This is a genomic window from Arthrobacter pigmenti, assembly GCF_011927905.1.
GTDB lineage: Bacteria > Actinomycetota > Actinomycetes > Actinomycetales > Micrococcaceae > Arthrobacter_D > Arthrobacter_D pigmenti.
The window spans coordinates 1,492,516-1,513,521 of record NZ_JAATJL010000001.1; the positions used below are offsets into that span (position 1 = coordinate 1,492,516).

At 63.3% G+C, this 21,006-nt stretch carries 17 protein-coding genes; 13 read left to right on the forward strand and 4 right to left on the reverse strand.

Annotated features, from left to right (window positions below; all coding sequences use genetic code 11):
* Nucleotides 1-2 precede the first annotated feature (2 nt).
* Together BJ994_RS06815 and BJ994_RS06820 are read left to right on the forward strand one after the other, a co-directional pair.
* Nucleotides 3-1,775, forward strand: a complete 1,773-nt coding sequence (locus BJ994_RS06815; protein WP_167992780.1) for a hypothetical protein — start codon at nucleotides 3-5, stop codon at nucleotides 1,773-1,775.
* A 178-nt stretch (nucleotides 1,776-1,953) separates the two neighbouring features.
* Complete coding sequence (locus BJ994_RS06820) at nucleotides 1,954-2,988, forward strand: TerC/Alx family metal homeostasis membrane protein (RefSeq protein ID WP_167992782.1); 1,035 nt, start codon at nucleotides 1,954-1,956, stop codon at nucleotides 2,986-2,988.
* A gap of 96 nt (nucleotides 2,989-3,084) precedes the next feature.
* Here BJ994_RS06820 and BJ994_RS06825 read toward each other — a convergent pair whose 3' ends face one another.
* Genes BJ994_RS06825 through BJ994_RS06835 form a run of 3 tightly spaced genes read right to left on the reverse strand, consistent with a single transcriptional unit; the run spans nucleotide 3,085 to nucleotide 7,430 of the window.
* On the reverse strand, nucleotides 3,085-4,353 hold the full coding sequence (locus tag BJ994_RS06825) for an alpha/beta fold hydrolase (protein ID WP_425339404.1): 1,269 nt from the start codon (nucleotides 4,351-4,353) through the stop codon (nucleotides 3,085-3,087).
* Between the two features lie 38 nt (nucleotides 4,354-4,391).
* Nucleotides 4,392-4,871 (reverse strand): GNAT family N-acetyltransferase, encoded by a 480-nt coding sequence (locus BJ994_RS06830; protein ID WP_167992786.1) that lies wholly within the window; start codon nucleotides 4,869-4,871, stop codon nucleotides 4,392-4,394.
* A 24-nt stretch (nucleotides 4,872-4,895) separates the two neighbouring features.
* On the reverse strand, nucleotides 4,896-7,430 hold the full coding sequence (locus BJ994_RS06835; protein WP_167992788.1) for a DEAD/DEAH box helicase: 2,535 nt from the start codon (nucleotides 7,428-7,430) through the stop codon (nucleotides 4,896-4,898).
* A 146-nt stretch (nucleotides 7,431-7,576) separates the two neighbouring features.
* Here BJ994_RS06835 and BJ994_RS06840 point away from each other — a divergent pair, with 146 nt between their 5' ends.
* The gene (locus tag BJ994_RS06840) at nucleotides 7,577-8,362 is read left to right on the forward strand and encodes a trans-aconitate 2-methyltransferase (protein ID WP_167992790.1); all 786 of its coding nucleotides are present in this window, start codon (nucleotides 7,577-7,579) and stop codon (nucleotides 8,360-8,362) included.
* Here the strand turns inward: BJ994_RS06840 and BJ994_RS06845 are convergent.
* Nucleotides 8,348-8,986, reverse strand: coding sequence for an MBL fold metallo-hydrolase (locus BJ994_RS06845; protein ID WP_167992793.1), 639 nt, complete (start codon nucleotides 8,984-8,986; stop codon nucleotides 8,348-8,350). The genes BJ994_RS06840 and BJ994_RS06845 overlap by 15 nt on opposite strands.
* 109 nt (nucleotides 8,987-9,095) lie before the next feature.
* On the opposite strand from BJ994_RS06845, the gene BJ994_RS06850 reads away from it, so the two are divergent.
* From BJ994_RS06850 to gap, 10 genes are all read left to right on the forward strand, one after another.
* A complete protein-coding gene (locus BJ994_RS06850; RefSeq protein WP_167992794.1) occupies nucleotides 9,096-9,473 on the forward strand; it encodes a GntR family transcriptional regulator in 378 nt (125 codons plus the stop codon).
* A 71-nt stretch (nucleotides 9,474-9,544) separates the two neighbouring features.
* Entirely contained in the window at nucleotides 9,545-12,451 is a 2,907-nt protein-coding gene (gene uvrA / locus BJ994_RS06855; protein ID WP_167992795.1) for an excinuclease ABC subunit UvrA, read from the forward strand.
* 63 nt (nucleotides 12,452-12,514) lie between these two features.
* Entirely contained in the window at nucleotides 12,515-13,222 is a 708-nt protein-coding gene (locus BJ994_RS06860) for an HAD hydrolase-like protein (RefSeq protein WP_342450310.1), read from the forward strand.
* Nucleotides 13,209-13,874 carry a lysophospholipid acyltransferase family protein gene (locus tag BJ994_RS06865; protein ID WP_167992796.1) on the forward strand — a complete coding sequence of 222 codons (666 nt, stop codon included), beginning with the start codon at nucleotides 13,209-13,211 and terminating at the stop codon, nucleotides 13,872-13,874. Before BJ994_RS06860 ends, BJ994_RS06865 begins: the two co-directional genes overlap by 14 nt.
* A gap of 43 nt (nucleotides 13,875-13,917) precedes the next feature.
* Nucleotides 13,918-15,918 carry an excinuclease ABC subunit UvrC gene (gene uvrC, locus BJ994_RS06870; RefSeq protein WP_167992797.1) on the forward strand — a complete coding sequence of 667 codons (2,001 nt, stop codon included), beginning with the start codon at nucleotides 13,918-13,920 and terminating at the stop codon, nucleotides 15,916-15,918.
* Nucleotides 15,919-16,067: 149 nt separating this feature from the next.
* Nucleotides 16,068-16,982 (forward strand): RNase adapter RapZ, encoded by a 915-nt coding sequence (gene rapZ, locus BJ994_RS06875; protein WP_167992798.1) that lies wholly within the window; start codon nucleotides 16,068-16,070, stop codon nucleotides 16,980-16,982.
* Nucleotides 16,982-18,013: a uridine diphosphate-N-acetylglucosamine-binding protein YvcK gene (locus tag BJ994_RS06880; protein WP_167992799.1), complete on the forward strand. Its 1,032-nt coding sequence runs from the start codon at nucleotides 16,982-16,984 to the stop codon at nucleotides 18,011-18,013. The genes rapZ and BJ994_RS06880 overlap by 1 nt, the downstream gene beginning before the upstream one ends.
* 10 nt (nucleotides 18,014-18,023) lie before the next feature.
* Nucleotides 18,024-19,004, forward strand: a complete 981-nt coding sequence (whiA, locus tag BJ994_RS06885) for a DNA-binding protein WhiA (protein WP_167992802.1) — start codon at nucleotides 18,024-18,026, stop codon at nucleotides 19,002-19,004.
* Between the two features lie 135 nt (nucleotides 19,005-19,139).
* Complete coding sequence (locus BJ994_RS06890; protein ID WP_167992805.1) at nucleotides 19,140-19,766, forward strand: Fe-Mn family superoxide dismutase; 627 nt, start codon at nucleotides 19,140-19,142, stop codon at nucleotides 19,764-19,766.
* A gap of 228 nt (nucleotides 19,767-19,994) precedes the next feature.
* Nucleotides 19,995-21,005, forward strand: a complete 1,011-nt coding sequence (gap, locus tag BJ994_RS06895) for a type I glyceraldehyde-3-phosphate dehydrogenase (protein ID WP_167992808.1) — start codon at nucleotides 19,995-19,997, stop codon at nucleotides 21,003-21,005.
* The last annotated feature ends 1 nt before the right edge of the window (nucleotide 21,006 follow it).

Here is a 21,006-nt window from a genome sequence, read left to right on the forward strand (position 1 = left end):
CGATGGCAGAGGACCAACGAACGTCCACTTTCACGGAAATCCGGGTCCACGGGATTGGGGATCACGAGTACTACACCAGTCTCGGGTTGCCCCGTGAGAAGCGCTTGAACGCCTGGGTGCAGGTTGCCGAGCCGCCACCGTTGCCCGAACATCAACTCCGGATCGTCAACTGGTCCCGTTCGCATCGCCGCAGAACGGGATTCCTTTGGTATCTGGCTTTTCCCTTCACCCTGGTCAACGTGGCCGGTCGCATGGAATCCTCGGCGGTGCACCGGCAGGGAAGCGGCAACGGCATGCTGCGTGCCCTCGTTTTCGCGGTGGGTGTGATCCTCACGGTGTCGCAACTTGCCTGGTTGGTGGTACTCGGCGAAACTCTGCTGCGGTATATTCCGCTGCCGCCGTCGGCTTTGAATGCGGTACCGGTAGTGGCCGGCCTGCTTCTCGCGGGCTGGTTGCTGTACCGGTACCGGAAGGTTGTCCGGCGCCAGTCGGAGCGTAGGGGGCAGGCGTTCATTCCCGCACTTGTCCACGGCGTCGTCGTCGTGTGCGTTGCACTGTTTCTCGTCCTGGTCCGTCCTGCGCAGGTTCCGTGGAGCGGCTGGCCGTCGGCTCCAACCCCGGCGGGGACGAGTCACCTCGACGCCATGGCGCTCTGGATCGCGATCAGCATTTCGGCCTCCTTCCTCGCCGCGCTGGCTCTTGCCGCGCACTATCACGCTGCAGGGACGCAGGAACGGCAAGCGCGTGTACCACTCGTTGCGGCCGGCATCCTACTTCCGGTGGCCGTCCTCCTCATGCATGCACTCACCGCCCTGGTACGCATGATCGTTGACAACCTTCTCGCCTACGTAACGGGACTCTTCGGACTGGCCCAGCGGCGCTTACACGTTGGAATTCTCCTTCCCTACGACAACCCCGCCGACGCCAGCGACAGCCGCCTCGATCTCTTTCCCTTCCTCGCGCTGATCGCAGCCGTAGCGGCTTTGGTGGCCGCCGCCGTCGTGCTCGGGATAGCGAAAGGGCCCGGACTTCCGCCGCTATTCCGAGGCAAGGCGGCACGCGGGCGATGGTGGCATGAGTTCACTGAAGCCGCGCCGCGCTTGCTTCCCTTCATGCTGCCGCTGGCGGTCCTGCTGGCCGCCGCGGGCATGACGACGGCGATCCTCCTGGGAGAGGGCAGGCTCGGCGGCCCCTGGCTCGCGCTGGCAATACTCGTGCTGCAGCTTTTCGGCGCGGCGGTGGTGCTGGTGATGCTTCTCGGCCAGCTTCGGCCAGTGCGCGAAGTCCTGGGCAAGATTGCCGATATTGCCGGTTTCTGGCCGGTTCGTGATCATCCGCTCGCCGGTTCGTCCTACCGGGACGCCGCGGTTTCCGGCATTTCCGAACTCGTGTCGCGCTACAGTGACGGAGTTGTTCTGGTTGCCCACAGCCAGGGATCCGTTATCAGCGCCTGGCTCCTTGCCCACGGATCCGAGCGCAATGCCGCGCGCGAGCGGCCGCACCTGGTGACCGCCGGTTCGCCGCTGGCATCCTTGTACGCCACATTTTTCCCGGCTGCATTCAGCCCACAGCTTTTCGCCGATGTCGAAGCGAGAACCGGTAGCTGGGCGAATTTCTGGAGGAGAACAGATCCAGTTGCGTTTCCCGTCCCCGGGGCAGAGAACCGCCTCCTGCTGGATCCAAGGGACGACGGCGTTGTCCGTAGCCACAGTGACTACTGGACCGAACCCGCTGTCATGCAACATATCGAAGCCCTGTCGCGGCGGCCGGACTGACGGCGCCGAGTATTTCCGGATCGGATTGGCGCACCGGTAGGATGGATCGGACGTAGGGGAGTATCCTTTCGCGCTACGAACGTCAACACGCAGATCACAGAGGTTCTGCCGGGCGTAGCGGCCGCATCTTGCGGTGGAGAGACTTGCGGTTACCGTTGTACCTCCGAAAGGGTTCCTAGTGCTTGAACTGCCCCTTGCCTTCGAAATAGGCACCTTCGTCGTTCTGGGCCTTGTGCTCCTGTTCGACCTGCTGCTCGTAGTGAAGCGCCCCCACGAACCATCCATGAAGGAAGCCGGCCTCTGGGTCGCCTTCTACGTTGGTCTCGCCCTGATTTTCGCGGTCCTGATGTTTGCCTTCACTGGGCCGGAATACGGCGGCCAGTTCGTGGCTGGTTGGGTGACTGAGTACAGCTTGAGCATCGATAACCTGTTCGTGTTCATCATCATCATGGCCCGCTTCTCGGTGCCTCGGAAGTACCAGCAGGAAGTGCTGATGGTGGGTATCATCATCGCCCTGGTCCTGCGCGGAATCTTCATCCTCCTCGGCGCCGCGCTGATCAGTAACTTCTCCTGGATCTTCTACATCTTCGGTGCGTTCCTGCTCTGGACCGCCTACCACCAGGCCAAGGACTCCGGCGAGGAGGAAGAGGACAAAGAGAACAAGATCATCGCCAAACTGCGCGGCGTGCTGCCGATGTCTGAGCACTATGACGGCAACAAGATTCGCACCGTGGTCAACGGCAAGAAGGTCTTCACCCCGATGCTGATCGTGTTCATCACCATCGGCCTGACCGACCTGATGTTCGCTGTTGACTCCATCCCGGCGATCTTCGGCCTGACCGAAAGCCCGTTCATCGTGTTCACCGCGAACCTGTTCGCGCTGATGGGTCTCCGCCAGCTGTACTTCCTGCTCGGCGGGCTGATGACGCGCCTGGTCTACCTCAAGCACGCACTCTCGTTGATCCTGGCGTTCATCGGTGTGAAGCTGATCCTCCACGCCCTACACGAGAATGAGCTGCCCTTCATCAACGGCGGCCAACACATCGAATGGGCACCAGTGATCCCGACTTTCGTATCCCTCGGGATCATCATGGGCATCATTGTCGTAGCTGTCGTCGCCAGCCTGCTCAGCCCCAAGGGCAAGCAGGCGAAGGTTGACGCCGAACTTGCCGCGGATGCAGAGAGCGCCCGAACCGGTGGTCCCGACGCCTAGTCCAGTACGCACGGAAAGCGCCGGTTCGGTATCTACCGAACCGGCGCTTTTGTCGTCAGGAGTTCTAAGGCGGCCGGAGCGACCGGGCGGTTCCAGTTACCGGCCGTGTGCCAGGGCGAGGAGGCGGTTGAAGATGGTCTCGCCGTCGTCGTGGATGCCGTCGTGATGAAAATCCGCCGTCTCCCACACGTGGAGGCCCTTCACTGCCGCTGCCGTTTCCAGTGACAGGTCGCGGTCAACATAGATGTCATTCGAGTAGACCGCCGCCGCAGCTGGAACGGTGTTGCGGGCCAACTGAGCCGGATCATACAGTGGTCCCCAGTTGCTGATTGATGCCAGCTGTTGCGCTGTTTCCCTCAACGGAACCAGGGCGGGGTCTTCGTCGAAGTACCACGGATAGACCATTTCGCCGATCAGGAGCGGCTCAGCGGCCTCGGGAAGAAACTGCGGGAACTCCTGAAGTACGCGCCACGCCGCCCATTGCGAGGCTTCACCCTGACAGTAGATCGACTCGTGAAGCACCGCATAGAGCGGGTTGGACCGCCGGCTCACGAGAGCCTGGACCTGGTCCAGAAACACCGGCGACAGGCGTTCGCCGGCTTCGGTGGCGATGAACGCGTCTTCCAGCAGGTAGTGCAGGCCGTCAACCCGCGCGTTCCCGCCGAGGTAGGAGCCGACCAACTGAAACCGCCGCGCAGTGAGACGTTCACCGGTGGGAAGCCGCTCATCCACCTCCTCCAGGTGGCGGGCGATCCGCGTGAGGACCGTACGATCCTCGGGATACGTATCGAAGTACTCGGCATTCCGCGCGGCGACCCGCCCGAAAGTATGCCGGTACACCCGCTCCGGTGGACCGGACAGCGGGGCCAGCCCGCCAGTGATGAGGGCGCACGCCATTCCCTCCGGTGCGAACGAGAGGTAGGTCAGTGCGCAGAATCCGCCGAAGCTCTGGCCGAAGACCGTCCAGGGATCCGCGCCCAGCGCTGCCCGGATAGCTTCGGCGTCGGCAACAATCGAATCGGCACGGAAATGGCGCAGGTACTCGGCCTGCTGAGCAGAAGTACCTTTGGCTGGGAGCGTCCGTTCATCGGCGGGGGTCGAGAGGCCGGTACCCCGCTGGTCCAGCATCAGGATCCGGAACTCACGCGCTGCGGCCTTCATCCAACCCGCCAGCTGAGTGACACGGCTTCCCCGGCCGCCGGGCCCTCCCTGGAGAAACAGAAGCCAGGGCAGGCGGGCTGCCTCGTCGTCGCTGTGCTCCGTTGAACTGTATTCACGTGCGAAGACGGTGATGGATTCGCCGTCGGGATTGGCATGATTGAGAGGAACCTGAAACCGGTGGCCCGTACTCCGCGTTCCCCTCATGAGGTAGGTCGGCTCGCTCTCATGCGGCGCCGCGATCATCAGCTGGCCCCCGCGAAACGAGTCAGCGGACCACCCGTCAACCGGAACGTCGACCATTCATCCTGGGGGAGGGCACCCAGACTACGGTAGAAAGCAATCGATGGTTCGTTCCAGTTCAGGACTGACCACTCAACCCTCGCGTAACCGCGCTCCGCAGCGATGCGGGCCAGATTCTGCAGGAGGGCCTTCCCATAACCGGATCCACGCGCTTCCGGCCGCACGTACAGGTCCTCCAAATAAATCCCGTGAACGCCTTCCCAGGTGGAGTAGTTGAGGAACCAGAGTGCGAATCCCTGGATGCCGCCGTCGTCCTCAGCGATGGAGGCAAAGATGCGGGGGTTCTCCCCGAACAGTGCTTCCTCGAGGCCCTCTACGGTGTTGCGGACGGCGTCCGGTTCCTTCTCGTACACCGCGAGGTCGTGAATCAGTTGCAGGATGGTGGGCACGTCATCACGACGTGCATTCCGGATGGGAGTCATGACTACCAATGTAGCCGCCGAGGGCTAAGGGGCGCCGACGGAGGTGACCGCAACCACAGGGACGCCCGCCTCATCGGACGCCGCGAGGTCGATGACCGCGTTGATGCCCCAATCCTGGTCCCCGGACGGGTCCTTGAAGATCTGCCTGACTTCCCACTTGCCGGGCAGTTTCCGGATGATAAGCAGTGCCGGGCCGCGTGCTTCGGGGCCGTCGTCGATGTCGTCGTGGGCATCGAAGTATCCGTCCATGGCCCCGGCCCAGCGGCCGCCGTCCCATCCAGAGTCGCCGTCGAGCCGGCCGAGCGCCTCTTCATCCTCGGAAGCGAACAGTTGCACGCGCTGGAACATTTCGTTGCGCACCATGACCCGGAAGGCGCGCTCATTGGAGGTGACGGAGTCCGGTTCGGCAGGGAGGTCGACGTGGTCGGGATCCCGATCCTGCACGCCGGCGGCCAATTGCTCCCATTCGTCGAGGAGGCTGGAATCCACCTGGCGAATCAACTCACCGAGCCATTCGATAATGTCGGTCAGATCCTCGCGGAGGGCATCGCGCGGTACGGTCTGCCGAAGGGCCTTGAAGCAGTCCGCGAGGTACCGCAGCAGGATGCCCTCGGAGCGGGCGAGGCTGTAGAAGGCAATATATTCACCGAAGTTCATTGCCCGCTCATACATGTCCCGGACAACTGACTTCGGGCTCAACTCAAAGTCTCCCAGCCACGGCGAACCGGACCGGTACGTCTCGAACGCCTGGAAGAGGAGTTCACCCAAAGGCTGGGGATAGGAGATTTCCTCGAGGCGTGCCATCCGCTGGTCGTATTCGACGCCGTCGGCCTTCATCGCCGCTACGGCCTCGCCGCGTGCCTTTTTCTCCTGCGCACTGAGAACCTGCCGGGGTTTCTCGAGGGTCGCTTCAATGACGGAAACGACATCGAGTGCGTAGGAAGGTCCCTCAGGATCGAGCAGCTCGAGCGCGGCGAGCGCAAATGGGGACAACGGCTGGTTGAGTGCGAAGTTGGCTTGCAGGTGGACCTTCAGGCGTACGGTGCGGCCCTCGTCATCGGGTTTGTCCAACCGCTCGACGATCCCGGAGTTCACGAGCTCGCGGTAGATGCTGATGGCCCGGCGCAGGTGCGCGAACTGCCTGGCCTGCGGTTCGTGGTTTCCGCGCAGCAGGTTCTGCACCGCGGCCAGTGGGTCACCGGGGCGTTCCATCAGGTTCAGCAGCATGGAGTGTGTGACGGCGAAGCTGGATCCGAGCGGCTCCGGAGTGCCTTCCACCAGGCGGTCATAGGTGGGCTTGCCCCACGACACGAACCCCTGCGGCGGCTTTTTCCTCACGACCTGGCGCAGTTTCTTCTGGTCATCGCCGAACTTCGCAACCGCCTTGGCCATCGCCTTGGTGTTCTCCACGACGTGATCGGGTGCCTGCACGACGACGGTGCCCGCCGTGTCGTAGCCCGCCCTGCCTGCGCGCCCGGCAATCTGGTGAAACTCCCGCACATTGAGCAGGCGGGTGCGGACGCCGTCGTACTTGCTCAGCGCAGTCAGCAGCACGGTGCGGATCGGAACATTGATCCCAACACCCAGCGTGTCGGTTCCGCAAATCACCTTGAGCAGTCCTGCCTGTGCCAACTGCTCCACCAGGCGGCGGTACTTCGGAAGCATGCCGGCGTGATGCACGCCGATCCCGTGGCGCACCAGCCGGTTCAGGGTCTTCCCGAAACCGGATGAGAACCGGAAGGACGCAATCAGTTCCGCAATGCGGTCCTTCTCCTCCCTTGTACAGACATTGATGCTCATCAGGTTCTGGGCCCGCTCAATTGCCTCCGCCTGGCTGAAATGCACCACGTAGACCGGCGCCTGATGCGTGCCCAGAAGTTCCTCGAGCGTTTCCTGCAGAGGGTCTTCGGAGTAGTAGAAGTTCAGTGGGATTGGCCGGTCGGCGGAACTGACCAGTACCGTCGGACGCCCGGTGCGGGCGGTCAGGTCGGTTTCGAAGCGTTCGACATCGCCGAGAGTTGCGGACATCAGGAGGAACTGCGCCTGCGGAAGTTCCAGCAGGGGGACCTGCCAGGCCCAGCCGCGTTGCGGGTCCGAGTAGAAGTGGAACTCGTCCATGATTACGGTTCCGACGTCGGCCGGTGCGCCTTCGCGGAGCGCGATATTGGCGAGGATCTCTGCGGTGCAGCAGATGATCGGCGCGTCCTGGTTGACCGCCGAGTCACCTGTGACCATGCCGACGTTCTCAGCGCCGAATGTGGCGCACAGTGCGAAGAACTTCTCGGAGACGAGGGCCTTGATGGGCGCCGTGTAGTAGCTTCGACGACCTTCTGAGATGGCGTGGAAGTGCGCGGCGACTGCCACGAGGGACTTTCCCGACCCGGTAGGCGTTGCGAGGATGACGTTGTTGCCGGAAACGAGTTCCAGGACTGCCTCATCCTGCGCCGGGTACAGAGTGATGCCCTCGCCCGCCGACCACGTTTGGAACGCCGAGTACACGGCGTCAGCGTCAGGGCTGCCTGGCGGTTCTGTCTGGGGGAGGTGCTCCTGGATACTCATGGGCTCTAAGCCTATCGGTAGGGTCCCGGGGCGAGCGCAGCGAGGTTCGGGGGGCCGGTGGGCGCTATCGGTAGGGTCCCGGGGCGAGCGCAGCGAGGTTCGGGGGGCCGGTGGGCGCTATAGGGGAACACCGATACGCTCGTTGTATGCGCTGGGACCCCACACAATATGCACTCTTCTTCGACCACCGTTCGAGGCCGTTCTTCGACCTTGTCGGCCGGATCGAGCATCCCGCTCCCAACCGGGTTGTGGATCTCGATTGCGGCCCCGGCGAACTGACCTCTGTCCTAGCGCGCCGCTGGCCTGACGCGGAAGTGGTTGGAATGGACTCGTCGCCGGAGATGGTCGAGCGCGCCCGGGCCCTGCCCGATAGGCCCGCCAATCTGACCTTCACCGTGTCGGACGTCCGTGAATTCACGGTCGAGGCGGGCACCGACGTCGTTATTTCCAATGCCCTCCTGCAATGGGTACCGGGTCATCAGGCACTGCTGGAACGGTGGGCAAACGGGCTGGAGGCCGGCGGTTGGCTCGCAATGCAGGTTCCGGGGAACTTCTCCTCGCCCTCACATGTGCTGATGCGCGAGCTTGCGGATTCTCCGCGCTGGAAGCCGGAACTGAACGGAGTCCTGCGGCACGACGACGCCGTCAGCGAGCCGGGCGAGTATCTTCGCCTGCTGCGCGGGGCAGGTCTCGAGGTTGACGCCTGGGAGACCACGTACCAGCACCTTTTGCAGGGGAAGGACCCGGTACTGGAATGGGTCCGTGGCACGGGCCTACGCCCGGTACTGGCCGTACTCGAACCAGACGACGCGGACGAGTTCGAGCGTTCGTATGCGGCGCTGCTTGCGGAGGCCTACCCCGCAGGGGCGGACGGCACGGTCTTCCCTTTCCGGCGAATTTTCGCTGTGGGGGTCAAGCTACCAGCCGCGTGAGCGCCAATCATTCAGTGCCGGCCTCTCAGCTCCGAGGGTGGTGGATTTCCCGTGGCCGGGATGAACGACGGTCTCATCCGGAAGGACATCAAATACCCGTTCGACGACGTCTGTGTAGAGGGAATCGAAGCGGGCGGGATCGCCGCCCGTGTTGCCGACGCCGCCCGGAAACAGCGAGTCACCGGTGAATAGGTGCGGAGGTCCGGCCGGGTCACGATAGAGGAGCGCAGTAGATCCAGGGGTATGGCCCCGCAGCGAGATCGCTTCAAGGTCGAACCCCTCGAAGTTCCCGACATCGCCGTGGTCGAGCGGCACGTCCGTGGGTACGGCGATGGCCTCGACGTCGGCGGTTCCGGCCGCGGTCTTCATCCCTGTTGCCTCGACGATTTCCGCAAGGGCACGCACATGGTCCCAATGCGAGTGCGTCGTGATCAGGAGGGTCGGCTTTGCTGTTGAGGACGTGTCCCGGGCGCCCTCGGCGAGGAGCGCCAGGATGGCGGCGGCGTCGTCGGCCGCGTCGATGAGGACCTGCGCCCCGCTCGTCTTGGCGGTCAGCAGGTAGACGTTGTTGTCCATCTCGCTCACTGAGATGCTGCGGATGGTCAGATCCCGAAGGTCATACATGCTGGCCAGTGTAGACCCGGCGTCCCATTACAGGGAGAGGCGATGGAGAAGCGTCGAAGTGCGTGGCAGAATGTGAGCACCCGTCCAACGTCGTTCAGGAGCGCGCACTGTGAACTCTGATGTAACGGCGTGGCTGCGGATTGACCCGGCGAGTTCAGTTCCGCCGTATGAGCAGCTGCGCGTGCAGATTCTGGACGCCGCGAATGACGGCTCGCTGCCCGTCGGAACCCGGCTCCCACCCGTACGCACGCTGGCGGGACACCTTGGAGTGGCGGTAAACACCGTCGCCCGGGCCTACAGGGAGCTTGAGCAGGCACACATCGTCGTGACCCGCTCGCGGGCGGGTACGGTGGTCGCCGCCGCCGGAGACGAAGCACGCCGGAAAGCCGCGGAAGGCGCCGCCGAGTATGCACGTCTGGTTAAGGCGAACGGCATCACCGAGGATGAAGCGGTCTCCTACTTGAGGGCCGCACTGCGCCGTCGGTGAACATCGCCGGGGACACGCCGTGAATTCCGGCGTTCGAATATGTTTTCGAACACTGTTTCCACTAAAGTGAAATGGTGTCTATTGCAACCTCCCTGGATTCCGGAATCTCCCATCCTGACAAGATGCCGCAGGATCTTTCGCGGCTGATCGTCAAGGGGGCCCGGGAACACAACCTGCGCAACGTCGATCTCGATCTTCCGCGGGACGCAATGATTGTCTTCACGGGATTGTCCGGTTCCGGCAAGTCCTCGTTGGCGTTCGACACCATCTTCGCCGAGGGGCAACGCCGGTATGTCGAGTCGCTCTCGGCCTACGCGCGCCAGTTCCTTGGCCAGGTGGACAAGCCGGACGTCGACTTCATCGAGGGGCTGTCGCCGGCCGTATCCATCGACCAGAAGTCCACCAGTAAAAACCCCCGGTCCACCGTGGGCACCATTACCGAGATCTATGACTACATGCGGCTGCTGTGGGCGCGGGTGGGGCGGCCACATTGCCCGGTGTGCGGTGAGGCGGTTGCCAAGCAGACACCGCAGCAGATTGTGGACCAGCTGATGGAGCTTGAACAGGGCACACGGTTCCAGGTTCTTGCCCCGGTGGTACGTGGCCGTAAGGGCGAATTCGCAGATCTCTTCCAGGATCTCGCTGCCAAGGGTTACTCGCGCGCAAGGGTGGACGGGGATCTGGTCCAGCTCACTGACCCTCCGAAGCTGGGCAAGCAGTACAAGCACACCATCGAGGTCATCGTGGACCGACTGGTGGTCAAGGACGGGGTTCGCCAGCGCCTCACCGACTCTATCGAAACCGCCCTCAAACTGGCCGAGGGCAGGGTGCTTGCTGACTTCGTGGATCTTCCGGTGGAGGACACTCATCGGATCCGGGCGTTCTCGGAGAACCTGGCCTGTCCCAACGAGCACCCACTCGCCATCGACGAGATCGAGCCGCGTTCCTTCTCCTTCAATAACCCGTTCGGTGCCTGCCCTGCGTGCACCGGCATCGGCACCAAGCTCGAGGTTGATGAGGAACTGGTTGTTCCGAACCCCGATCTTTCCCTTGGCGAGGGCGCCATCGCGCCGTGGGCGCTCGGCACAGCAACTCTTGAGTACTGGACGCGGCTTCTCGAAGGGCTGTCCAAGGAACTCAGCTTCTCCATGGACAAGCCGTGGAGCAAGCTCCCCCAGCACGCGCGGGACGCGGCGCTGTACGGCAAAGACCACAAGGTGGTTGTGCAGTACCGCAACCGTTTCGGCAGGGAGCGCAAGTACAGCACGGGTTTCGAGGGTGCTGTTCAGTACATTCACCGCAAGCACCTTGAAACTGAATCCGACTACGCACGGGACCGCTACGAGGAGTACATGCGGCAGGTACCGTGCCCGGAGTGCGGCGGAGCGCGCCTCAATCCTGCTTCGCTGTCTGTGCTGATCAACGGGCGCTCCATCGCCGAAGTCTCCGCGATGCCCATGCGGGAGTGCAGTGACTTTCTGAACAACCTGGTCCTGACGGGCAGGGAGGCGCAGATTGCGTCGCAGGTGTTGAAGGAGATTCAGGCACGCCTTCGGTTCCTCCTCGACGTGGGGCTCGAATACCTCAACCTGGAACGTGCAGCAGGCACGCTCTCCGGAGGTGAAGCGCAGCGCATCCGTCTTGCCACGCAGATCGGTTCCGGTCTGGTAGGCGTTCTTTATGTGCTCGACGAACCGTCGATCGGCCTCCACCAGCGTGACAACCGGCGCCTTATTGAAACACTGACCCGGCTGCGCAACCTTGGCAACACCCTTATCGTCGTCGAGCATGACGAAGACACAATCAACGAGGCCGACTGGATCGTTGACATCGGTCCGGGCGCAGGCGAGCACGGGGGACAGGTGGTCCATTCGGGTCTGCTCGAGGACCTCCTGCGGAATGAGCAGTCAATCACCGGCGACTACCTCTCTGGTAGGCGGAAGATCGAACCGCCGGCCAAGCGCAGGAAGATCGATCGCTCGCGTCAGCTCAAGGTAGTCGGGGCACGCGAGCACAACCTGAAGGGCGTCGACGCAACATTCCCGCTGGGAGTCCTCACCGCCGTTACCGGAGTCAGCGGATCGGGTAAATCCACGCTGGTCAATGAAATCCTGTACAAAGTGCTGGCGAACAAGCTGAACGGGGCAAAGCAGGTTGCAGGGCGTCATCGGCGTATCGACGGGTTGCAGCACCTGGACAAAGTCATCCACGTGGACCAGGGCCCCATTGGACGAACGCCGCGATCCAACCCGGCAACCTATACCGGGGTGTTTGACAACATCCGCAAGTTGTTCGCAGAAACCACAGAGGCAAAGGTGCGCGGGTACCTGCCCGGAAGGTTCTCCTTCAATGTGAAGGGCGGGCGGTGCGAAGCCTGCTCGGGTGACGGCACCCTCAAAATCGAGATGAACTTCCTGCCGGACGTCTACGTGCCGTGCGAGGTATGCCACGGTGCGCGGTATAACCGGGAAACCCTTGAGGTGCACTACAAAGGCAAAACCATTGCGGATGTCCTCAACATGCCGATCGAGGAGGCGGCAGAGTTCTTCGCCGCCTTTGCGCCTATCGCCCGGCACCTGAGCACCCTGGTGGACGTCGGTCTCGGCTACGTCCGCCTGGGGCAGCCCGCCACCACGTTGTCCGGCGGCGAGGCCCAGCGCGTGAAGCTCGCGAGCGAATTGCAGAAGCGCTCAAATGGCCGAAGCATCTATGTGCTGGATGAGCCCACCACCGGGCTGCACTTCGAGGACATCCGGAAATTGCTGCAGGTGCTTCAGGGATTGGTGGACAAGGGCAACACCGTCATCACGATCGAACACAACCTCGACGTCATCAAGAGCGCCGACTGGGTGATCGACCTTGGACCGGACGGAGGTTCGGGGGGCGGCGAGATCATCGCAACGGGTACTCCCGAACAGATCGCCGCCACCGAGGAGAGCCATACCGGGAAGTTCCTCGCGGAAACCCTTTCCGCCTAGCGAAGTATTCCTCATCCGGCATACAATTACCGGGCGGGCGTTCGGCTATGGGAAACTTGCCCGGTGACGAATACACGGTTCCTGATTCTTTTCGACCTCGATGGCACGCTGGTCGATCCTGAGGGGGCCATCACGGGTGGGATCGCAGACGCTCTGCGAAACAGTGGGTTGCCTGTACCGTCGCCGGATCAATTGAGGCAGATGGTCGGTCCTGCCCTGGTTCGGTCCCTGATTGACATTGCTGGAATTCCTGAGCACCGCGTAGACGAGGTTGTTGCCAAGTATCGCGAGGGATATCGAGCAACCGGGATGGCTCTGAGCCGTCCCTACCCAGGCATCGTTTCCGCTATTCAGCAGCTGAAGGACCGCGGGCATCTCTTGGCGGTTGCCACGCAGAAGCCCGAATGGCTCGCCCTCGAACTGCTCGGCGTACAGCAAATGGCAGGGCTTTTCGCTTCAATCCATGGCTCGCCGGCTGACGAACGCGAGGCTGCGAAACTGGACGGCAAGCGGACAATCATCGCCGCAGCATTGACCGCGCATGCCGGGACCTACAGTCACGCGATCATGGTGGGCGATCGCTCCCATGACGTCCACGGTGCGGCAGCAAACGGGCTCGATTGCTTGGCGGTGTCGTGGGGATTCGGCACAGCCGAGGAGTTCGCGGCAGCCAACGCGGCCGTCGTCGTGGACTCGGCGGAAGGTCTTGTCCGTTACCTGGACGCCCGCGTGAAGCAGGTTTCAGGGACGGTGGTCCATGGGCGTCTATGACCTCACCCGGAGCAGCACCCGCGGGCTTATCGCGGGACTGTGCAGACCAACCGTCGTCGGGTTGCAGAATGTGCCGACCGGCGGCGGCTTTATAGTTGCGCCCAACCATCTTTCCTTTCTGGACAGCGTGCTGGTGCAGGCACTCATGCCACGGCCCGTTGCATTCTTCGCCAAGGCCGAGTACTTCACCGGTACGGGGTTCAAGGGCGCCCTCATGCGCTCCTTCTTCCAGGGTGTGGGTTCCATCCCGGTGGAGCGCGGCCAGCAGGCGGCAAGTGTGCAGGCCCTCAAAACGCTTCTGGGGATGCTCGAGGCAGGGGACGGCGTCGGAATCTACCCGGAAGGATCGCGCTCCCGCGACGGACTGCTCTACCGCGGGAGAACCGGCGTCGGCTGGCTCGCGCTGACCACCGGAGCTCCGGTGGTCCCTGTCGGCCTTCTCGGAACTGACCGGCTGCAGCCTGCGGACAGGCGGTGGATCCGGCCGCAGCATTTCACCATGAAGATCGGTGAACCGCTGTACTTCGACAAAACAGGACCGAACCATTCCCTGCCAGCCCGGCGTCAGGTGACGGACGCCATCATGGATGCCATTGCGGAGCTGACGGGCCAGCAACGAGCTACCGGATACAACAAGAGCGCGGTGGAGTAGGCCCCGTCACGGTTAGCCCGTCTGCCGCCGGTAGGATGAACAGGTGGCAGATCCAGCAACATACCGGCCCAAAACCGGCGAGATTCCGCAGGATCCGGGGGTCTACAGGTTCCGGGATCAGCACCAGCGGGTCGTCTACGTGGGCAAGGCCAAGAACCTCAGGTCACGGCTGAACTCCTATTTCGCCAACCCGCAGTCTCTGATGCCGCGTACGCGCGCCATGGTGCACACCGCCGCAAGCGTGGAGTGGACAGTCGTCGGCAGCGAGCTCGAAGCCCTCCAGCTCGAATACACCTGGATCAAGGAGTTCAATCCCCGTTTCAACGTCATGTTCCGGGATGACAAGTCCTACCCCTATCTGGCGGTGACACTCGGGGAGAAGTACCCGAGGGTCCAGGTGATGCGTGGGGACCGGAGGAAGGACACCCGGTACTTCGGACCGTTCTATCCGGCCAAGGCAATCCGCGAAACCGTTGACACGCTACTGAGGGTATTCCCCGTACGAACCTGCAGCTCCGGCGTGTTCAAGCGCGCAGAGCGCTCAGGCCGCCCATGCCTCCTTGGTTACATCGACAAGTGCTCCGCACCCTGTGTTGGCCGGGTTTCCGCGGACGAGCACCGGGAGCTGGCAATACAGTTCTGCGACTTCATGTCCGGTCAGGCCGGCCGATTCATCCGGGACCTGGAGCAGCGGATGGCGGCTGCCGTAGCGGAACTGGATTATGAGGCGGCGGCGAGGATCCGCGACGACATCGCCGCGCTCAAGCGGGTCTTCGAGCGCAATACGGTGGTACTGAGCGAGGATACCGACGCCGACGTATTTGCCCTGGCGGAGGATGAGCTGGAGGCAGCCGCCCAGGTTTTTCACGTGCGCGGCGGCCGGATCCGCGGCCAGCGGGGCTGGGTGGTTGAGAAGGTCGAGGACATGAGCACCGCAGACCTGGTGGAACATCTGCTGCAGCAGGTTTACGGCGAGGGAAGCAGCAGCAACAACCGCATCCCCCGCGAGGTCCTTGTGCCCGTGCTTCCAAGCAACGAAGAACAGATGCGTGAATGGCTACGCGGTCTGCGCGGGGCGCGGGTGGACATCCGGGTACCGCAGCGCGGTGACAAGGCAACTCTGCGTGGGACCGTCGAGCAGAACGCCGCCGATTCCCTGCGGCTGCACAAGAGCCGCCGCGCCGGGGACATCACCACCCGCTCTGCAGCACTACAGCAGCTACAGGAAGCACTGGACCTTCCCCAGCCGCTCATGCGCATCGAATGCTTCGACATCTCGCATGTGCAGGGAACCAACGTGGTCGCTTCCATGGTTGTGGTGGAGGACGGGCTGCCCCGCAAGGCCGATTACCGCCGCTTCTCGATCACCGGGGATGCCGCGCGGGATGACACCGCATCCATGTACGACGTCATCTCCCGCAGGTTCCGCAACTACCTGGCGGAGCAGAACTCCCTGGATTCCCTGCCGGGAGAAGGGAACGACGACGGCGGCGGGCCGGTTGCCGATTCCACCCGTCCGGTGGCGCGCCAGAAATTTGCGTACCCGCCTAACCTCGTCGTGGTAGACGGCGGCCAACCCCAGGTCCGGGCAGCTGCACGGGCGCTCGGCGACCTGGGCATCGACGACGTGTTCGTCGTCGGGCTTGCCAAGCGCCTGGAGGAGGTGTGGCTGCCGGAGGGTGAGTTCCCGGTCATTCTGCCGCGGGCCTCGGAAGGGCTCTTCCTGCTGCAGCGGATTCGTGACGAGGCGCACCGTTTCGCGATCGCCTACCATCGGCAGAAGCGCGGAAAGTCCATGACGGTATCTGTGCTTGACGACGTGCCGGGCCTTGGCCCGGCGAAGCGCCGTTCACTACTGAAGCACTTCGGTTCGGTCCGCAAACTGCGTAACGCGAGCGTCGAGGAGCTCCAGCAGGTGCAGGGAGTGGGGCCGGCATTGGCAGCGGTAATCCGCGGCCAGCTTGCGAAGGAAGGTTCCGGGAACGGCAGCGACGCCCCGCCCACGGCGGTCAATATGACGACCGGCGAGATACTGGAATCCTAGCTGGCAACGAGGGGTCGCCAGACGAGCGAAGCGAGTCTGGGGACGTCCGGACGCGTTAGGGTAGAAGCTGGAGGCGCGGCCGCACACCGCCCGGTCCCAGCGGATCTCGGGCGAAGAACGGCGCGGTGTAATTCGGGTGCAACGGTGGGATGGAATCGAAGAATATGAACGAGGCTGACGGACTGACGCCGGTCAAACCTGCCGAATCCGAACTGCTTGTCGTCACCGGCATGTCCGGTGCCGGGCGTAGTACGGCCGCCAACGCGCTGGAGGACCACGGCTGGTACGTCGTTGAGAACCTTCCGCCCCAGATGCTCAGCACCCTGACCGAGATTGTCTCCAGGACGCCGGAATCGATTCCCAAGCTCGCCGTCGTCATCGATGTGCGCAGCAAGGAGTTGTTCCAGGATGTGCAGGGGTCACTCGCTTCCCTGCGGGCCGCGGGTATCACGTATCGGGTGCTGTTCCTGGACGCCGCCGATGACACGCTTGTCCGCCGGTTCGAGCAGGGGAGGCGCCCACACCCGCTGCAGGGAGACGGCCGCATCCTCGATGGGATTTCCGCTGAGCGGGACGTCCTGAAGGAGCTCAAGCACGCTTCGGACCTGGTCGTGGACACCACCCAGCTGAACGTCCACGCTCTGGCGACCCAGATCACCGAGCTGTTCTCGGATTCAGGGCCTATCGTGCTGCGCCTGAACGTCATGAGCTTCGGTTTCAAATACGGGCTGCCGGTGGACGCGAACTTTGTTGCGGACGTCCGCTTCATACCGAACCCGCACTGGGTGCCGGTTCTCCGTCCGCAGACTGGCTTGGACGGGCCGGTGCGGGATTACGTGCTCACCGCGAACGGTGCATCCGAGTTCGTCGACCGCTATGTCAGCGCGCTCGAGCCCGTCCTTGAGGGGTATCGCCGCGAGAACAAGCATTACGCCACCATCGCCGTGGGCTGTACCGGCGGAAAGCATCGCTCGGTCGCGGTAACCGAAGAGATTGCCCAGCGCCTGGCACAACTGCCGAGGCTGCAGGTGATGGCGCACCACCGCGATCTCGGGCGGGAATAGTGGCAATCCTGACCGGTTCGCTGCCGCTCATTCCGGCTACGTCGACCTCCCGTTCCGGTCCCGGCGCGCAGGACAGCGCGCCGTCGGTCGTTGCACTGGGTGGCGGACATGGGTTGTCGGCGTCGCTGTCGGCGCTGCGCCTGCTCACCTCGGAGTTGACGGCGGTCGTGACAGTGGCCGACGACGGCGGCTCCTCCGGGCGCCTGCGCCGTGAGCTTGGCGTGCTTCCCCCCGGAGACCTCCGGATGGCGCTTGCGGCACTGTGTGACGATACAGACTGGGGCAGGACCTGGCGAGACGTGATGCAGCACCGCTTCACCTCGCGCGACGGCGTCGAGGGCTCCCTGAACAACCATGCTCTGGGCAACCTGCTGATCGTCACGCTCTGGGAGCTTCTCGGCGATCCGGTCGCAGGTCTGCAGTGGGCCGGGGCGCTGCTTGGTGCCCGCGGACGGGTCCTCCCGATGGCCAGTGTTCCCTTGACGATCGAGGGGGATGTGCTTTCCGAGAAGGACGGCCGGCTCCAGTTGCGTACGGTCTCCGGACAGGCCGAACTCGCGGTTGCGGGCAGCGCGGGAAACGTCAGTAGGGTTCGTCTCCTGCCCGAGGACGCGACGGCGTGCGTGGATGCGCTGAATGCGATCGAGCTGGCGGACTGGGTCATCCTCGGGCCGGGTTCCTGGTACACCTCCGTACTTCCGCACCTCCTGTTGCCCGAACTGCGCGACGCCCTGTGCACCACCACGGCGCGTCGCTGCCTGACGATGAACCTCAGCAATGACACAAAGGAAACCCAGGGCATGACCGCCGTCGACCACCTGGGCGTAATCCGGCGCTACGCCCCTGATTTCAGGGTGGACGCGGTAATCGCGGATCCGTCGGTGGTGGCTGACAGGGCAGAGTTCGAGGCCGCAGTGAAGGAAATGGGCGGCCGGACGATCTTGGGTAAAGTAGGCTCTTCAAGCGGCGGACCCGTTCATGACGCCTTGCGTCTGGCAACGGCTTACCACGACATGTTCGGCGAATTCTAGGAGGGTGTCTGTGGCGCTGACCGCGGATGTTAAAGAGGAGCTTTCGCACCTCGACGTCAAGAAATCGTCGGTGCGTAAAGCCGAAGTCTCTTCTCTCCTTCGCTTTGCCGGCGGGCTTCACATCATTTCGGGGCGCATCGTCATAGAGGCAGAGGTCGATCTCGCCTCAACGGCACGACGGTTGCGGAGCGCCATCGCGGACGTATACGGACACAACAGCGAAATCATCGTGGTGTCCGGCAACGGACTGAGACGCGGCAACCGGTACGTCGTGCGCGTCGTGCGGGACGGCGAATCCCTCGCCCGGCAGACCGGGCTCCTGGACAACCGCGGCAGGCCCGTTCGTGGGCTTCCCTCCGCCGTCGTCAACGGCTCCGCCGCGGATGCTGAAGCTGTCTGGCGCGGAGCCTTCCTCGCACACGGCTCGCTCACTGAACCCGGCAGGTCCTCGGCCCTGGAAGTCACGTGTCCCGGCCCTGAATCCGCACTGGCACTGGTGGGGGCCGCGCGAAGGCTTGGAATTACTGCCAAGGCGCGTGAAGTCCGCGGCGTCGACCGCGTGGTGATCCGTGACGGGGACACCATCGCGGTCCTGCTGACCCGGATGGGTGCCCACGATGCGCTCATGGTCTGGGAGGAGCGGCGGATGCGAAAGGAAGTACGCGCCACCGCCAACCGCCTAGCCAATTTCGACGACGCAAACCTGCGCCGCTCAGCCCAGGCCGCCGTTGCGGCAGGAGCACGCGTGGAGCGGGCCCTGGAGATTCTCGGTGAAGAGGTGCCCGAGCACTTGAAGTATGCGGGGGAGTTGCGCGTGGCGCACAAGCAGGCAAGCCTCGATGAACTCGGGCGGATCGCGGACCCGCCGATGACCAAGGACGCTATTGCCGGCCGGATCCGGCGGTTGCTCGCTATGGCTGATAAACGGGCAGCGGATCTGGGTATCCCTGGCACGGAAGCCAATGTGACCGCCGACATGTTGGAAGAATGAATCCGTGCATAGGATGGAGAAGCGGCCCTCCGCAGGAAGCAGTGCTACCCGCCGGGATGGGTAACGGTCCCTTTGGGATCACCGCGCAAGCTGGGATTCAACCCCGCAACAGCAACACAGGACATGGAGGATTTCGTGAGCGAATACGTATTGCCTGAATTGAACTATGACTACGCGGCCCTGGAGCCGCACATCTCCGCGCGGATCATGGAGCTGCACCACAGCAAGCACCATGCCGCCTACGTCAAGGGCGCGAATGATGCCCTGGCGCAGCTTGCCGAAGCCCGTGAGAAAGGGGACTTCACCAACATCCCCAAGCTGTCCAAGGATCTCGCTTTCCACACCGGCGGGCATGTGAACCATTCGGTCTTCTGGAACAATCTCTCGCCTGAGGGGGGCGACAAGCCAGAGGGCGAACTGGCGGCGGCACTTGATGACGCGTTCGGTTCGTTCGACACATTCCGCGGCCAATTCACTGCGGCAGCGTTGAGCCTCCAGGGCTCGGGCTGGGCCTTCCTTGCCTACGAGCCGATCGGCGGCAACCTCGTCATTGAGCAGCTCTACGATCAGCAGGGCAATGTTGCGGTCGGTACTACACCGCTGCTGATGCTCGACATGTGGGAGCACGCCTTCTACCTTGACTACGTCAACGTCAAGGCCGACTACGTGAAGGCATTCTGGAATATCGTCAACTGGGCCGACGTCGCCCGGCGCTTCGACGCTGCACGCACCCACGCGACCGGACTCATCACGCTCTCCTGATCCGGCCCGCCGTATCCCGGCGTAACCTTTCCTGCCCAGTCGGGCAGGGAAGGTTCCCGGTGCGTAAGATGATCACTGTCGCGTGCGTCACAGCAGACACGGACCCGCGACTTCCCCCACGCTTCAAAACGCGCACAGTGCGGTGCAATGTATTTCAGACGCCGGACGGTCCGCCTTCCGTGAGGACGACAGCCGCCGGCAACAACCCCTATCAAGGAGATAGCAACAGTGACTACTCGTGTAGGAATCAATGGGTTCGGCCGCATTGGACGCAACTACTTCCGCGCAGCCCTGGAACAGGGTGCCGATCTTGAGATCGTCGCAGTCAATGACCTCACAAGCCCCGAAACCCTGGCGCACCTGTTGAAGTACGACTCCGTCACGGGCCGCCTGGCCGCAAGTGTGGAGGTCGCCGACGGCGCCCTGGTTGTCGATGGAAAGACCATCAAGGTGCTCGCCGAGCGTGATCCCGCGAACCTGCCCTGGGGCGAGCTGGGCGTGGACATCGTGGTCGAGTCCACCGGCTTCTTCACCAAAGCCTCTGATGCGCAGAAGCACATCGACGCGGGTGCCAGGAAAGTTCTCATCTCCGCTCCGGCCTCGGACGAAGACATCACGATTGTCCTCGGTGTTAATGACGACCTCTATGACCCCGAGAACCACAACATCATTTCGAATGCTTCGTGCACTACCAATTGCCTCGGACCGCTCGCGAAGGTTCTGAACGACAGCTTTGGAATCGAGCGTGGCCTGATGACCACGATCCACGCCTACACTGCGGACCAGAACCTGCAGGACGGTCCCCACAAGGACCTCCGCCGAGCGCGCGCCGCAGCCATCAACATGGTGCCCACGTCCACCGGAGCTGCCAAGGCGATCGGCCTTGTGCTGCCTGAGCTGAAGGGCAAGCTGGACGGCTACGCTATCCGTGTTCCGGTCCCCACCGGCTCCGCCACCGATCTCACCGTAACGGTGGGCCGGGAGGTATCGGCCGAGGAAGTCAACGCCGCGTACAAGGCTGCAGCTGCCGAAGGCGTGCTCAAGGGTTACCTCACGTACACCGAGGCGCCGATCGTATCCTCCGACATCACCACCGATCCCGCTTCGTGCATCTTCGACGCCGGGCTGACCAAGGTCATCGGCAACCAGGTGAAGGTTGTGGGTTGGTATGACAACGAGTGGGGCTACTCCAACCGGCTGGTAGACCTCACCGAGCTCGTCGCCGCCAAGCTCTCCTAGG

Coding starts and splice junctions, on each gene's coding strand:
- BJ994_RS06815 (WP_167992780.1), top strand. CDS start 3: ATGGCAGAGGACCAACGAACGTCCACTTTCACGGAAATCCGGGTCCAC.
- BJ994_RS06825 (WP_425339404.1), bottom strand. CDS start 4,353: ATGAGGGGAACGCGGAGTACGGGCCACCGGTTTCAGGTTCCTCTCAAT.
- BJ994_RS06830 (WP_167992786.1), bottom strand. CDS start 4,871: ATGACTCCCATCCGGAATGCACGTCGTGATGACGTGCCCACCATCCTG.
- BJ994_RS06835 (WP_167992788.1), bottom strand. CDS start 7,430: ATGAGTATCCAGGAGCACCTCCCCCAGACAGAACCGCCAGGCAGCCCT.
- BJ994_RS06840 (WP_167992790.1), top strand. CDS start 7,577: ATGCGCTGGGACCCCACACAATATGCACTCTTCTTCGACCACCGTTCG.
- BJ994_RS06845 (WP_167992793.1), bottom strand. CDS start 8,986: ATGTATGACCTTCGGGATCTGACCATCCGCAGCATCTCAGTGAGCGAG.
- uvrA (WP_167992795.1), top strand. CDS start 9,545: ATGGTGTCTATTGCAACCTCCCTGGATTCCGGAATCTCCCATCCTGAC.
- BJ994_RS06865 (WP_167992796.1), top strand. CDS start 13,209: ATGGGCGTCTATGACCTCACCCGGAGCAGCACCCGCGGGCTTATCGCG.
- rapZ (WP_167992798.1), top strand. CDS start 16,068: ATGGAATCGAAGAATATGAACGAGGCTGACGGACTGACGCCGGTCAAA.